Source organism: Streptomyces sp. NPDC006610, assembly GCF_040611575.1.
Lineage (GTDB): Bacteria > Actinomycetota > Actinomycetes > Streptomycetales > Streptomycetaceae > Streptomyces.
Genome location: NZ_JBEXOP010000042.1, coordinates 54595 through 67763, shown reverse-complemented (window position 1 = coordinate 67763; position 13169 = coordinate 54595). Strand labels below are relative to the sequence as shown.

At 69.2% G+C, this 13169-nt stretch carries 15 protein-coding genes and 4 pseudogenes; 10 read left to right on the top strand and 9 right to left on the bottom strand.

Annotated features, from left to right (window positions below):
• The 6 genes and pseudogenes from ABZY13_RS27655 to ABZY13_RS27630 all read right to left on the bottom strand — a co-directional run.
• On the bottom strand, positions 1–191 hold a 191-nt coding region (locus ABZY13_RS27655; protein WP_356635386.1), incomplete at its 3' end, for a transposase.
• 37 nt (positions 192–228) lie between these two features.
• Positions 229–561: pseudogene (locus ABZY13_RS27650) on the bottom strand (DNA helicase); the annotation flags it as partial.
• A 40-nt stretch (positions 562–601) separates the two neighbouring features.
• Positions 602–940, bottom strand: a pseudogene (locus ABZY13_RS27645) (DUF6083 domain-containing protein); the annotation flags it as partial.
• A 172-nt stretch (positions 941–1112) separates the two neighbouring features.
• The gene (locus ABZY13_RS27640) at positions 1113–1319 is read right to left on the bottom strand and encodes a helix-turn-helix transcriptional regulator (protein ID WP_356635384.1); all 207 of its coding nucleotides are present in this window, start codon (positions 1317–1319) and stop codon (positions 1113–1115) included.
• An 880-nt stretch (positions 1320–2199) separates the two neighbouring features.
• Positions 2200–2367 (bottom strand): annotated as a pseudogene (locus tag ABZY13_RS27635) (ATP/GTP-binding protein); the annotation flags it as partial.
• A 453-nt stretch (positions 2368–2820) separates the two neighbouring features.
• On the bottom strand, positions 2821–2955 hold the full coding sequence (locus ABZY13_RS27630; protein WP_356635382.1) for a hypothetical protein: 135 nt from the start codon (positions 2953–2955) through the stop codon (positions 2821–2823).
• Positions 2956–3561: 606 nt separating this feature from the next.
• Here ABZY13_RS27630 and ABZY13_RS27625 point away from each other — a divergent pair.
• Positions 3562–4011 (top strand): hypothetical protein, encoded by a 450-nt coding sequence (locus ABZY13_RS27625; protein WP_356635380.1) that lies wholly within the window; start codon positions 3562–3564, stop codon positions 4009–4011.
• A gap of 21 nt (positions 4012–4032) precedes the next feature.
• Here ABZY13_RS27625 and ABZY13_RS27620 read toward each other — a convergent pair whose 3' ends face one another.
• Positions 4033–4233, bottom strand: coding sequence for a hypothetical protein (locus tag ABZY13_RS27620; RefSeq protein ID WP_356635378.1), 201 nt, complete (start codon positions 4231–4233; stop codon positions 4033–4035).
• 233 nt (positions 4234–4466) lie between these two features.
• Here ABZY13_RS27620 and ABZY13_RS27615 point away from each other — a divergent pair, with 233 nt between their 5' ends.
• Entirely contained in the window at positions 4467–5111 is a 645-nt protein-coding gene (locus ABZY13_RS27615; protein WP_356635376.1) for a hypothetical protein, read from the top strand.
• Between the two features lie 30 nt (positions 5112–5141).
• Here ABZY13_RS27615 and ABZY13_RS27610 read toward each other — a convergent pair whose 3' ends face one another.
• Complete coding sequence (locus tag ABZY13_RS27610) at positions 5142–5309, bottom strand: hypothetical protein (protein WP_356635374.1); 168 nt, start codon at positions 5307–5309, stop codon at positions 5142–5144.
• A gap of 114 nt (positions 5310–5423) precedes the next feature.
• Between ABZY13_RS27610 and ABZY13_RS27605 the strand changes: the two genes are divergently transcribed.
• The 3 genes from ABZY13_RS27605 to ABZY13_RS27595 all read left to right on the top strand — a co-directional run bounded on the left by ABZY13_RS27605 (position 5424) and on the right by ABZY13_RS27595 (position 7213).
• Complete coding sequence (locus ABZY13_RS27605) at positions 5424–5594, top strand: DUF6042 family protein (RefSeq protein WP_356635372.1); 171 nt, start codon at positions 5424–5426, stop codon at positions 5592–5594.
• Positions 5595–6041: 447 nt separating this feature from the next.
• Positions 6042–6698, top strand: a complete 657-nt coding sequence (locus ABZY13_RS27600) for a hypothetical protein (protein ID WP_356635370.1) — start codon at positions 6042–6044, stop codon at positions 6696–6698.
• Positions 6686–7213, top strand: a complete 528-nt coding sequence (locus ABZY13_RS27595; protein ID WP_356635368.1) for a hypothetical protein — start codon at positions 6686–6688, stop codon at positions 7211–7213. Before ABZY13_RS27600 ends, ABZY13_RS27595 begins: the two co-directional genes overlap by 13 nt.
• A 152-nt stretch (positions 7214–7365) precedes the next feature.
• On the opposite strand, the gene ABZY13_RS27590 is transcribed toward ABZY13_RS27595, so the two are convergent.
• Entirely contained in the window at positions 7366–7815 is a 450-nt protein-coding gene (locus tag ABZY13_RS27590; RefSeq protein ID WP_356635366.1) for a hypothetical protein, read from the bottom strand.
• A gap of 260 nt (positions 7816–8075) precedes the next feature.
• Here ABZY13_RS27590 and ABZY13_RS27585 point away from each other — a divergent pair, with 260 nt between their 5' ends.
• The 5 genes and pseudogenes from ABZY13_RS27585 to ABZY13_RS27565 all read left to right on the top strand — a co-directional run bounded on the left by ABZY13_RS27585 (position 8076) and on the right by ABZY13_RS27565 (position 12399).
• Entirely contained in the window at positions 8076–8285 is a 210-nt protein-coding gene (locus ABZY13_RS27585) for a hypothetical protein (protein ID WP_356635364.1), read from the top strand.
• A complete protein-coding gene (locus ABZY13_RS27580; RefSeq protein WP_356635362.1) occupies positions 8282–9010 on the top strand; it encodes a restriction endonuclease in 729 nt (242 codons plus the stop codon). Before ABZY13_RS27585 ends, ABZY13_RS27580 begins: the two co-directional genes overlap by 4 nt.
• A gap of 588 nt (positions 9011–9598) precedes the next feature.
• Positions 9599–10600 carry a winged helix-turn-helix domain-containing protein gene (locus ABZY13_RS27575; RefSeq protein ID WP_356635360.1) on the top strand — a complete coding sequence of 334 codons (1002 nt, stop codon included), beginning with the start codon at positions 9599–9601 and terminating at the stop codon, positions 10598–10600.
• Between the two features lie 227 nt (positions 10601–10827).
• Positions 10828–11286, top strand: a complete 459-nt coding sequence (locus ABZY13_RS27570) for a hypothetical protein (RefSeq protein ID WP_356635358.1) — start codon at positions 10828–10830, stop codon at positions 11284–11286.
• 454 nt (positions 11287–11740) lie between these two features.
• Positions 11741–12399 (top strand): annotated as a pseudogene (locus ABZY13_RS27565) (integrase core domain-containing protein).
• Positions 12400–13169 lie beyond the last annotated feature (770 nt).

The window sequence follows — 13169 nt, the reverse complement described above, 5'->3', positions numbered from 1 at the left end:
CCGAAGCAGGGCGGCAGAGCCCGCCAGGCACAGCCACTGACCAGCACATAGATGATGGCCGCGAACAACGTCTCATCAGGAGTGTCCTGCGTCCCGCCGCCCTGCGGCCGCACCTTCGACGGCGGGATCAGCGGCTTTGCGATCTCCCACAGCCCATCCGGAACAATCCAACTCCACGTACCCCGCCCCATGGCCGACTCAACGAGCCAGCACCACATAGGACACGGCCTTAAGGTCGCGGGCCGCGAGGGCGAGGTTGCGCAGGGCGTCTCCTCCCCCGGCCAGGGCGACACGGTAACCGGCTGCGATGAGGGCCATGACGTGGGACATGGCTCCGACGTTGGTGCGGCACAGGATCGCGTCCGGGTGGTGGACAGGGCCGATCTCGGTGGACACCGCAGGAGTGCCGGTGAGGCGGATGGGAGCGTCGGTGAGGGCCAGCCAGCGGTTGGCTTCTGCGGCGAGGTCGGGGCCGAAGCGGAAGGACTGGGACAGGGCCAGTTGAGTGCCGTCGAAGCCGGTCATGACGTCTTTGGCGCCGCGCCAGACGGCGGTGGCGGACGGCCAGTTGTCGGCGGGTGGCTTCGAGGTACGGGCCGAGGCAGGTGGCCGCTGGACGGTGGGGGCACAGGACGGCGTGCGGGACGCGGCACCATGGGCTGCCGTCGCTGTGCGGGTGGGCGATGCCGCTGCTGAGGTGCCAGCGGCAGGAGGCCGGGACGTGGGCGGTGGGCAGTTCGGCCGGGTGCAGGGCGATGGGCCGATGGTCGACGCGCTCGTACCAGTCGACGCGGTTGCCGCAGTTGCGGCAGCGGCTCGTTTGTCCGGCGCGCAGCAGACGGCTCGGGCTGGTGGTGGCGATGCGCAGGGTGCGGGGGTGTCGGATGGTGCGAGGGCTTCCGTCCCAGTTGCGGCCCGGGGAGGCTGAAGTGAAGCGCATGGCGGTGAGGCTGCCAGCGGCGCGGCGGACAGGTGCAACACGGCGGCGGCAAGGTCACACGGTCGGTTCAGCGCGTTCGAACAAGAACCTCGGTTCCCGTTTCCGTATTTGGTGACTGTTCGCCGTTTCGGGTGATTCGCCGGCGCCCGCAGCCTCATCGCCGCTGGGCGGATCAGGGCTTTTGGATGCCCGGTGGAGCGTGGCTGCCGCAGAGGGCGCCCAGTAGGCGTTCGATCGGCACGTCGAAGGTGTGGGCGAGGGTGTGCCAGGTGGTGAGAGTGCCGGTCGCGTGGCCGTGTTCGAGGTCAATGAGGGTGCGGCGGGCCAGTCCGCTGCGGTCGGCGAGTTCGTCGAAGGTCCAGCCGCGCTCGCCCCGCATGTGATTACGAGGTTCGTAGCTGGTGTGGCGAGGGCTGCTTGAGCTGGGGAGTTGGTGATTCCCTGATAAGGAGTTCGGTGCTTGCGGGGTGTTGGATGCAGTGGTGATGGGGCGTCTGGCCTGTGGTCGTTCGGGTCCCGTTGAGAACGGTGGTGTGGTGGTGGTGTCCGGCATCTAAAGGGCTGACGCGGGTTTGTGCTGGTCAAGGGCTTGGTGCCGGGTTAGGTCTGCCGGTCCAGTACAGGGCGGTGTCGATGTTGCGTGCGGTCCAGCCGTCGGCGTGTGCTCCGCCGTGGTGGAGGAGGTCATCGAGGAGCTGGAGGTAGCGGCCGTAGCGTCCCGGTGTGGGGGTGAGGGAGAAGCGGAGGGTGTCGAGGGCGTGTTGCACGCGGCGGTCGTAGACGGCCATCCGTTGGGGTGCTGCTGCGGTCAGGATGGCGGAGGCGAGGGCGTCGCCGGTGCGGAAGCCGGGCAGTTCCCAGATGATGCCGCGTCCGGTGCGAGCGGCTTCGCTGCGGGTGAGGGTGGTGTCGCGGACGGCGGTGACGGCTCGCTCGGTGACGGCTCGTACGTGGGTGTCGGGCAGGGACATGAGGTCTGTCACCCAGCGGGTTTGCGCGGAGAGCCGTTTCCAGACGATGAGGGCTGCGATGTCCGTCTTGCCGAGGCTGCCGGTGTGCTCGGTGCGCTGCGCGACGTCGTGGAGGACCTCGTCGTAGTGAGGTGAGACGTCGGCGAGGTAGCCGGCGCGGGCGGGGATCAGGGTGTCCCAGGCCTGCCGGCAGAGGGCAGCGAACTCGTCGCCGCCTGGCGTCTCGGTGGTCGTCTTCATGTCCGCATCATGCCGTTCTGGCGGGTCGGCGGGTTCGGGGGCGCTTGCCTCTTCGACGAGGTGGTCGAGCTGGATGGCTTCGAGCGCTTTTTTGGTGATGCGTTCGGTGCTGTCGCCGATGGCGGTGATGGCTGCTTGGCGGATGAGGCGGGCGAGGCTTCCGATGCGGCCGACGGTGCGCTGGTGGAGGTAGGAGGCGTGGCGGGGGAGTGTGCCGGGTGTGTGCTGGGTGAAACGGACGTGCGCTCCCACCTGCAGCACCGGCCGCCCGCCACGCCGCACGCTCATCGTCCATCCCCGCTGCTCGGGCCGCCGCGGCCGTTCGCACTGTCGGCGCCGGTGCTGACGAGGACCCGCTCATGCAGTGCGTCTCCAGGTCTGTCGTCCGCTTTCCGTGCCATAGGGAGTGAAAGACGACGGGCAGGACTTCGATCGGGTCGCCCGCCGCTTCGGCGCCCTCGATAAGCGGCCGCGGCTGTGCGAACGTCTCACGGACGGCGCGGGCCCCCGCCGCCGCGGCGGATCCGGATGACCGCGCCCATCCACGAGGTCAGAGGGCCGCCGTAGTCGGTGGCGGGCAGCGGCCCCAGCCACCCACGCCCGACACGCGCGCCCAGTCGGCGGCAGAACGACCCGTCGGCGCTCAGCGGCCGCGGTTGCCCGGTCCCGCTATCCCTCCACACCCAGCTCGGCCATGACCGGGTCCAGCAGTGCGTCGGCGACGGCCACCACCTCGGGGAGGACGACCGTGTCCCGGCCCAGGATCCGCCACCGCTCCAGCTCTGTTGCAGGGTCTGTTCCCACCACCGGGCCACCACCGCGAACACCCTCTCCGGATCTGCTCCGGCCCGTGCTGCCCGCCGTGCCACACCCGTCCACCGCCGCTGCGCCGCGGCTACTTCCGGCACACTCCGCATGTCCAGGTGCTCCAGGGGCTGGTCGGCGTCCGCGTCCAGGAGCTACCGCCTGTGCCGGGCGCACACCCGCTCCCATCGCGGCGCGTACCGCACCACCCGCACGGCCGTTCCCGTGCGCCGGGCTGTGCACAGGCGGCAGCCGAAGACGACCGGCCCGGCGACCGCGCCCCCGGTCCGCCATGCCGAGCCCCTATCGAGGGGCGCAACCCGTCTCCAAATCGCCTGGGAGGGCGGAAAACCGACCCTTGCGAGTCCGGCATGATGGTGCTGCCACGCGGGGACGAATACTGCTTCGACGGCGATGCGCAGCAGGTCGCTGCAGGCCGTCGCGCCTCCGTCTCGTTCCCGGGAGCCCCAATGAGAGAACCCCTCACCACGCCGCGAGACCGACTCACTTCAACGTTGCGTGGTGGTGCACGGTGACCACCGGCGAGACACAGACCCACCGCTTCTGAGCTCGTCGGCCCGCGAGTTACTTCTCCGGGCGCTGACGATGGTGACGGAAGGAGCGGCACCAGAGCTCGATGACGAAGGGCAGCGCGCGATGATGGAGCTTCAGGTGCTGGCCGCGACGGGGCGGGCGCCCGCACCACAGCCAGAGATGGAGCCGATCGCCTACGTGAAGCTCATCACGGAAGCCGAGCTTCGCACCGCCGATGCGGCAGAGAAACGGCGCGCAGCTGAGTGGCCGTGGGACATCTGGTGCCGCATTTGCCTATGCAGGGTGGGAAGCCACCGCACCGAGGTACTTGCCTGCGAGGTGGCAGACCAGCACGTAGCCGTGTACCACGTGACCCAGTCCGAGGCGCACGCCTTCCTGGCGGCTGTGGCGGCTGGACGCATTCCCGCGCCCGAGCCGGTAGTCGCCACAGGTCGGGCGTGCTGGAGCACGTACTGGGATCGGGCGGCCGAGCGGTGGCAGCCGGTGAACCCTGATGCGTAGGTAGGAGTTGTGCGAAATCCGCTAGGCCCGTGTTGGATCTTTGGCGAAGCGGTGGGGGTGGGCGGCCTCGACGTATTTCATGGCGGTGGTGTCGCTGGTGCCGAAGACGCGCATGAGATGGACGGGGTCGGCGGTCTCGTGGGCTTCGTCAAGGAGCCGGTCGATGCGGAGTTGCCCAGGCTGGATGCCGAGACTCAGGAAGAGGGGAGCAGGCCCCGTCACCTTCTGCCGTACTGCCCTGCAGGCGCCGTGCGTGAGAATTATGAGACTGTCTCAAGACTAAGAAGTCCTCGTCTGACACGTACAACCAGTCCTGTTCCTCCGTACCATCTGCTACATCAAAAGGGATCTTGCGCCACTTGCGGCGCCCTGCCGGGCCATCGACCTCGCCCGGGAGCCGCGTCACGCACATAGGGCGCAGCTCGCGGACGCGTACACGAAGGAAGGTCAGCTCCATGCCCGAGACAACGACGCCCGCTACCGAACTGACATCGCAGTACGTCGCCCAGGTCACCAACGACCTCGAACGCAACGTGAAAGAGCAGGAACGTATCAGTGCGGAGATCGCGTCCCTGCAGGAGCAGCTTGCCGCGGTGCGGCACGACTACACGGTGCTGGTGAACATCCAGCAGGCACTCGGCATCACCAAGGCACCGGCACAATCCACGGCGGAGGGCGAGAGCGCCGCCGCGGTGCCCTCCCCCCGGCGCAAGACCGGTTCCGCCCGCGGCGGGAAGCAAAAGGCCCGCAAGTCCACTGCCGCATCCCCGAAGGCAGTGCCCAAGAAACCTGCCAAGTCGACGGACGCCGTGAAGGCAGCTCAGCCCACCCTGGTCGAGCTCATTCGCCACCACCTTCTTGAGCTGAAGGAACCGCGCTCAGCTGCGGAGATCTCTGCTGCTCTCGGTCAGGCGCACCCCGAGCGCCAGTTCACGACCAACGTCGTGCGGGTGACGCTTGAAGGGCTCGTGGCCAAGAGCCAGGCGGAGCGCACCAAGCAGGGACGGTCCGTCTTCTACACCGCCCCCGCGCCCAAGGCGGCGCAGGCACCGGAGGCGCCGGAGGCCGAGACGCAGCAGTCCGAAGAGGCTGACCGCTGACGCCTGGTGCGGGTGGTGTGGGTCCCGCCGTCAGCGGGGCCGCCAGGTGCGGACCTCGAGGTGGAGGATGTGGGCGTCGGGGTGGATGCGTCCTGTCTCGACCAGCCACTGGAGGGCAGAACACGCGTCGGTGTCCTGCGCAGCCGCCTGCGCGAGGGACCGCACGTCGCGTCCCACCATCAGGCCTGGGTTGGACATCGCTAGGAACGCTTTGTGTCACAGTGCGTACGCTGCGAGCGTTTGGCCGTCCCTCGAGGAAGAGCTACGGATGACTGAGAACTCGTCTGCGCCCGGCCGCGCCGGGGCCTGGCGATGCACAACGACTGGTGGGCTTCGGGCTGGGAGCATGTCCTGCCCCGTCAGGGCTTCCCACTGACGATGCTGATCGGCACCACGAGCCAGCCCGGCTTCACGGGCTCCTGGTCGGCAACTCCCGTCCCTACCTGCCCTCTCGCCTGCCAGGCGTGGTCCGTGCATCCGTAGCTCACCACACGGTTTCGCCTTTGGGGTCCCGTGCATCTGTTCCTGGCGGCTGGCAGCAGTTGGCTGGACGGCAGCAGGGTGCGGGCCGTCCCTATGAGGGCGTGGCCCTGCTGGGAACGCCATGTCGTGAGCTGTCATTTGTCCCCGTGGGCTCCGGGCGAGCGGCCGGCCGGTGTGTGGTGCGGGTTTGTTCGGCGTGAGCCGCGGCGGGCGAGGTTCGTTCCTGATGGCGGCTTTTCGTCTGACTGTGTGGCTTGATTGCGTCGAGTGAGGTGTTGGTCACTGACCGTTGCTCAAATCTATCTCAGGCTTTGCCGTGCATGGTTGTTGCGTGCATGACCCGCTGCGTAGCGTTCGGATCGTTGATCGCCACGGGGGCGGCCCACCGAGATAGGTGGCTCCATGAATAACCCGCGCGTTGCGCGTACCGCGCTGACTCTGGCCTGCATGACCCCGGCGACCCTGGTTGCGGGGGCAGGTCCGGCAGCCGCTGAGGACCCGGCGCCCGAGGCCGGCGACATACCCGTCGTCGAGACGGTCGCCCCGCCGCAGCCGGAGGAGACCGACCTCGTCGAGAGCGCGCCCACCGCAGCGGCGCCGGCACCGGTGGTCACCGTGGACGACGACCCGTCCTTACCGTCGACCAAGCCCAGTGACCAGGCCACGCCCGACGGAGCCGGCTGCGCGGACGGCTACCGCTACTACTCCACGTCCAAGGACAGGGATTACCACAAGGGCGTCGGGACGACGAACTCCAACTACAACGGCACCACCCGCCCCGCCAAGTCGACGTTCACGTCCGAAGTGACCGGCAAGGTCGGCATCGGCGTCAGCGGTGACCTCAACGTCAGCGCCGGCATTGCCATCGCGGAAGTCGAAGCGGAGTTCGGCGTCAACGTCTCTGTCGAGCTGACGGCCAAGATCGACAACACCATCTCGGTCGAAACGCCGCCCAAGACGACCACCAACGCCCGCTACGGCGTCTACCGCCTCAAGCCCTACGGCTACAGCCAGTACGTCTACGTGAACTGCACCCGCGGGCCGAAGCACTACGTCACCTTCTGCACGCCCCGCAAGGTCGGCTGGTACCTGTGGGAAAGCTGACGGCACGCTCCCGGGACGCAGTCCTCGGCCTGATGGTCGCGGCGCTTGCCACCGCCTGCACCACCGGCGACGACGAAACGAGCGAGGCCACCCCGGCATCCGCACCGGCCTCCAGCCCCGACAGCGCCGGGCACAGCACGACACCGTCCCGGCAGACCGCCGCCGTCACACCGCCCGAACTCGACGAAGGCTCCGGTGAAAGCCTCGCCGGCCGGCAGGCCGCAACCCGCGGCAACGCCACCTTCGACTACGCCGCGGGCGCGAAGGGCCAGGCCCTCATCGTGGCGGTCAGCTGCAAGGGAACCGGGACGATCAAGGTGAACGTGCCGGTGGTGTCCATGTCCTTCCCCCTCGAGTGCGGGAAACGGACGCCAGAGGTCACCTACAACCAGCTCGCTGCCCGCGCCGCGCACAAGGCCGGCACGGTGGAAGTGACGGCACCGTCCTCGGTCACCTGGTCGGTGACGGTAGGCCGGGGCGAGCCCGTACAGGAAGAGCCCCCGCCACCGCAGTGACGGACCCAAAGCCTGCAACCGTTCGTGGGGGTACCTGCGCAGGTACCCCCACGAACACCGCGGACAGCTCCACCGCCGCCCACCCCATCGGGGAGCCAATGCGCGACGGCGCGCCCGGGCGCACCTGCCCGGCACCGACGCCACCACTCTCCTCACCGCTGCGCGAGAACTAGACAAGATCGTCGAGGAGGCCCCCCGGCCCGCTGCACCCGCTCCGGCCGCCGCTCCCGCACCCCCTCACGCTCCCCGAACGCTTCCTGTCCCACCACCCGTGCACCACCGCCGACGCCAGCGCAGAACACCTCCCCAGGCGCACCGCCCGCCCCGCCCGCACGCGGACCACCCGCGTTCAGGCCTGTACGCGCCACCCGGGCCCACCGCCACCGCGCCCAGCCCGCCTGTCCCCGCCATAGCCGTCCAGCATTCGGGGCGGCCGTGAACGACGGCACACCCAGCCAGATACCCGGCCGGCACCAGCCGACCAGCTGCTCCTGCGCCACCGCATTGAGGAACACCTCGCCGTCCGACGCAGCCCATACCGCTTCAGCCACCGCCACCATCCCGGTCAGGTCTTCGGCCCTCAGCCGGTAGACAGCGGCCACCCGGTACAAGAATGGACCAGGTTGTCCCGCCCGGTACGGGCCACCCCAGTCCGCCTCTCGCTCATCCACACCGGCATAACCAGAGAGGGCGGCAACGGGTATCGGCACGGATGGATCATGAGCTCCGCGTGGTATTCGGCCAGGTCCGTTGGCTTTGTGCCATCTGTCGGCAACCCGCGCCCCTCGCCCGTCCGGTCCGGCTACACAAGAAGCCGGGGCGGTGTGCCGCCGATGGCTGGTCGTGGGGGAGGTCTGGGCGGTTGGTGACCATCAATGTGGCCGTGCTGCTCGCGGTCGTCGCGTTCTTCCGGTTGCGGCGTCGTACGCAGGCTCGCAGCCGGAACGAGGAGATGACCACTGCCGTCGTCATCCTGGCGCTCGGCGTTCTGCTCGCTCCCACCCCGGTCGGTCAGGCCGTCGTGGACATCCTGGGCGAGCTCTCCAGCGGTGTTACGCAGGCCAGCCGGTGAGCCCTCGCGCACGGAGGAGGAGGGCGACGACGTCGAGGCGTCCGCCGGCGCGGCGGCGCACCCGCAGGCCGGGCCGGCGCCGGCGCGCGGATGACCGGCTGGTCGGGCTGCTGGTGGCTGCTTGCCTGGCCGTCGCCCTGACGGTTTGGCTGGTCAACTGGCTGCTGGCCCACTGGTGGGTCCTGTCGGCCGCGGGCGTGCTCGCGGTCCTGGCCGTCGGCGGCCGGGTCCACCGGCAGCGCCAGGCAGCGCGGTGGGAGGCGGTCCGTGCGCAGGCCCTGCGCTACGGGCTGGCCCAGCTGGACGCCCTGCATCACACCCGGTTCGAGGACGCTGTGCGTGACCTGATGCGACGTGACGGCTGCCCCGACGCGGAACGCGTCGGAGGCGGCGGAGACCTGGGCGCGGATGTGAAGGCCACCGACCCCTACGGACGCCGCTGGGTGATCCAGTGCAAGCACCGGCGCAACGGCCTCGCCGGCGCCGCCGTGGGCACGCCGGACCTCCAGGTCCTCAACGGCACGGCCCGCCAGGTCCACGGCGCCGACGTCGCGGTCATCGTGACCAACGGACGGGTCACCCAGCCCGCCGTGACCTTCGCCAGGCAGCAACGCCTCCACGTCGTCGACCGCCGCACTCTCGCCGCGTGGGCATCCGGCTCACGCCCGCTGTGGGAGCTGCTGCGCGCGGTGCCGCCGCCCCGCAAGCCGACGGCACTCTCCTGACGCGGTGGTTGCGACCATCTGGTCGGCGGCGACGGCTTTTTGGATCGTTTCCCGTTGCCCGGGGGCGTCGGGTGAACGGGGGCGATGCGGCAGCGGCCCCGCGGGGACAGCTCGGGAGCCATCACCGCGCCGGTCATCCCCGGCCCGGCGGAAGCCGGGGAGACCGCGTACGGCTCGGGTGCGGGTCGGCGGAGCCGCTGCTGGCCGGTCCGGGGCTGACGTCTTCCCTGCGAGCGTATGATTTTGAGGTGTCGGCGTACGCGTGGCTCTGGCGGGGTTTTCGTAGCCGGAGATCACCATGGAGATGCGGCCGACGGGGTGCCGTCGGCGGCAAGTCTCTTCCTGCGCCATCGAATTGTTCGATTTACTCCCGCGCTTGACGGCCGTGGTGATCGCTTCCGTCGGCGTCGCCAGATCCGTGTTGATCGTCCAGACCCGTGCCCGTGACTGCGTGTCCGCGCGGTGTACGGGCTGCGGTGTCAGGGTTCGAGTGCGGCGAATCGGGCGGGTGCCGGATCGGGCGCGGCGGGTTGGGGCATGCTGGGGGGTGCGCTCACGCGCTTCACTTCGGTGGCAGGGGGCCGGTCGGTGTTACGCATTCACTTCACGACGGAAGACCTTGCCCGGACACGGGTGGCTGCGACGATCGGCGTCGCAGCGGAGGTCTACTACAGCCTGGAGCTGCTGAGGGAAGGCCGGGACCTTCCGCACTTCCGCACCTGGCGGTCAGTGGTCGTGGGCCAGATGGGAGTTGAGACGCGCCCTCTGACGTCCCTGGTTCCGGTGCGCGGCCCCGGGCTTGATCTGCTGGCCCTGATGGGCGATGTGCCGTGTATCGACCACGCCGTGGACAACCTGCTGCACGCCCCGGTGTCCCGGCTGCGACGCGAGCTCGAGGGCCTCGACTTCCACCGCAGGCACCTGCCATGGGCCAGACGAGTGTCCGAAGGCGACCGTGACGCGAGGCGGGAGCTCGCAGAGGCGGTGCGCGCCTGCCATCGGCTGACCGTGGAGCCCTACTGGCATCGAGGGCGGTCCGAACTCGCCGCGCTGTCCACCCGTTGCACGAACCTGGTCTTGGAAGGCGGCGTCGATCTGCTGCTGCGTTCGGTCTGCGCACCACTGGTCCGCTGGCGTCCGCCGGTACTCGAAGCGCCCTACCCGCGCCGAGTTGAGGTGCATCTCCGCGGCAGGGGGTTGCTCATCACGCCCACCATCTTCACGAAGCTCTCGGTGAGCTTTCTGTGGGACCCGCTCGATACCTCCCAGCCGCCGCGACTGACCGTGCCGGCTCTCCGCCGACCGCTGACCGGTACCGAACTGGCAGAAGCGGACGGTTCCGCCGTGCGGAACCTGGAGTCTTTGCTCGGCCACACGCGAGCCCGCGCCCTGCGTGTGACAGCAGAAGGCTGCACGACGAGCGAGCTGGCCCGCCGCCTCAGCGTCACGGCCGCAGCGGCCAGTCAGCACGCGACAGTGCTGCGGAACACGGGCCTCATCACGACCAGCCGCCGAGGCGGGTCCGTGCTGCACCTCATCACACCCCTCGGACTGGCCCTGCTGCGGACCGATGCCCTGACGGAACCGTGAGCCCCAGGCGCACCACCGCGGCGTCGGACCGGTGGCGCAGCGCCGTCCTGCGCGGGTGCCACCGGAGACTCGTGCCCAGGTGCGCGAGGCAACGCGCCTGCCGTCCCAGCCCCTTTAAGCCGTGACTTAAGAGCTAGACCGCAGGTGCCCACTCGCCCAGGATGTGAAGCCGCAACCGTCCCATCCCATCCTGGAGATCGTATGAAGACTCACAACGGGAGCCGTCCATGAAGAAGTTCGGGGCGAGAAGAAGCGTCGTCTTATCCGCCGCCGTCTGCGGAATCGTGGCCAGCGCCACGCTCGTTGGGTCAGGCACCGCATCCGCGTCCGCGAACGCGGCCCCGCCCGGCTACGCGGGCCCGTTCACGGGCGACTGCAAGGGGCACTTGGTAAGAACCGTGCCCCTGCCGGATGGCTTGGCAAAAATCCAGGTCTGGAAGGACCCCGCGGGCAGCGGAACGTACTGTGCCAAGACCTACGACTACCGGACGGGCAGCCACAACATGGAAATCCGCCTGCGTCGCGCTGGGTGGACCACCTCATGGTACGACAGGGGCGTCTACTCGACCTACGCCGGTGGTATTTACGTCTCTGGGGCCAATGACAACTGCGCCTATGTCAGCGGGTGGGTAGAGGTCAACGGCACCCGGCATGCTCGGGGCGAAACCCTTGTCTGCGAGGACTAGGTCCGGATCCACGTTCACAGTCACGGGGTAAAGCCAGATAGCTCATCATCCGTGCCCTCGTTGAGAAGCCGTTGTCGTACCGGTCATGGTGAGCGTGGGTTCGAGTGCGGCGACTCGGGCGGGTGATTTCCGGCTTGCCGGGCATGGAGATAGGGCCTCCTGCACACCTCGTGGGTGTTGAAGTCCATGAGCAACAGGAGGCCCTGGTGCTGCAGTCTTCCGTCCATTGCGGTACCGGTCGGCGGCGAGCAGGGCCTGCCGGCGGGCCTGAACCGCAAGCAAGTCGAGCCCATCTAAGTAGAGTCGGTTTGAATGCTTCCCGGCGCCGAGGTCCACGTGTGGTTCAGTGATGTTGCCGAACAACGGCAGCAACGTTCACTGCCCGATCTGCCTCCACACGACGGTGAACCGCTCCGGGTCTGATGGAGGCTCGATTCCCTGAGAGGATCGAGTCATGGCACGTCCGTCCCCCTACCCGCCCGAGCTTCGTGAGCGTGCGGTGCGCATGGTCGCGGAGATCCGCCCGAACCACCCGACCGAGTGGGCCGCGATGAAGGCGGTCGCAGCCAAGCTGGGGATCGGTGCGGCTGAGACGGTGCGGACCTGGGTCCGCAAGGCCGAAGTCGACGGCGGCCGGCGTCCCGGCGTCACGTCCGAGGAGGCCGCGGAGATCAAGCGGCTGCGGGCCGAGAACGCCGAGCTGCGGCGGGCCAACGAGAGCCTGAAGGCCGCGTCGGCTTTCTTCGCGGCCGAGCTCGACCGGCCCTCGAAACGCTCGTAGCGTTCATCGACGCACACCGCCAGGTGTTCGGAGTCGAGCCGATCTGCCGTGTTCTGACCAGCCACGGGCTGAAGATCGCAACGAGCACCGGCATCGACGCTTCGATCGGCACCGTCGGCGACGCCCTGGACAACGCACTCATGGAGTCCCAGATCGGCCTCTACAAAACGGAGTTGATCAAACCGCGGAAGCCCTGGCACGGCCTTGCCGACGTCGAACTCGACACCGCGGAATGGGTCGACTGGTTCAACAACCAGCGCCTCCACTCCGCGATCGGAAACGTCCCGCCCCACGAGCACGAAACCAACTACTACGCCCAACACCAGCCCTGACCGGCGGCTGGCGTCAACGCATAGAGCCTCCACCGATCCCGGAGCGGTTCACCGCCGCGCCTCCACGACGGAGCGAGCAGCCAGAGCACCCTCCCGCCGCTGCGCCCGCTCCCGAGCCCAGGCCGAGCGCCGGCGCACGACGGATGGAACAACGCCGCACCGCCCGCTATCGGACGGTGACCCCCTTGAAACCAGGCCCGAGCCCGCGCCGCTTGCCGCGTGATGCGGCGCCCGTCCGGGCGTTGAGGGCCGTGACCACCGCCTGGGCGGTCTGTGGGGTGAGGCCAGCGCTCACCTGCCCCGAGGCCAGGACTCGTGCGTAAGCGCCCGCTCCGTACGCATGAAGTGCGTCGGAGAGCACGGCGGCCGCGGTCTCCGCCGGGCCCGCACCCCAGCCGTCATCGGCCTGCTGCGCCTGCCGGGGGAGTGTGTCACCTCGGCTGAGCAGTACGGCCAGGGCCTGCGCCTCGGATGCCTCCAAGGTCACGGTGACCAGCGCGGCCCCGAGCTGGGAACGCGGTGACGGGTCAGGCCGTGTGCGGCCTCGAGGGCTGACCTGCTCCGCGACCCGCGGGTCAGCCCCGGCAGGCAAGCCCAACCCGGACGACGACACCCCTATGAGCTGCCCGCGACCGAGGGCAAGCGCGGCGATTCCGAAGTGGCCGGCCTTCGCCCGCCGTCGCCCGGTGCAGTGGGAGGTGGAGGCGCTGGAGCCGGCCGAACTTCAGCGCCTGGTTCTCGCCGCCGTCGCCCCGTACATCGACCGCGAC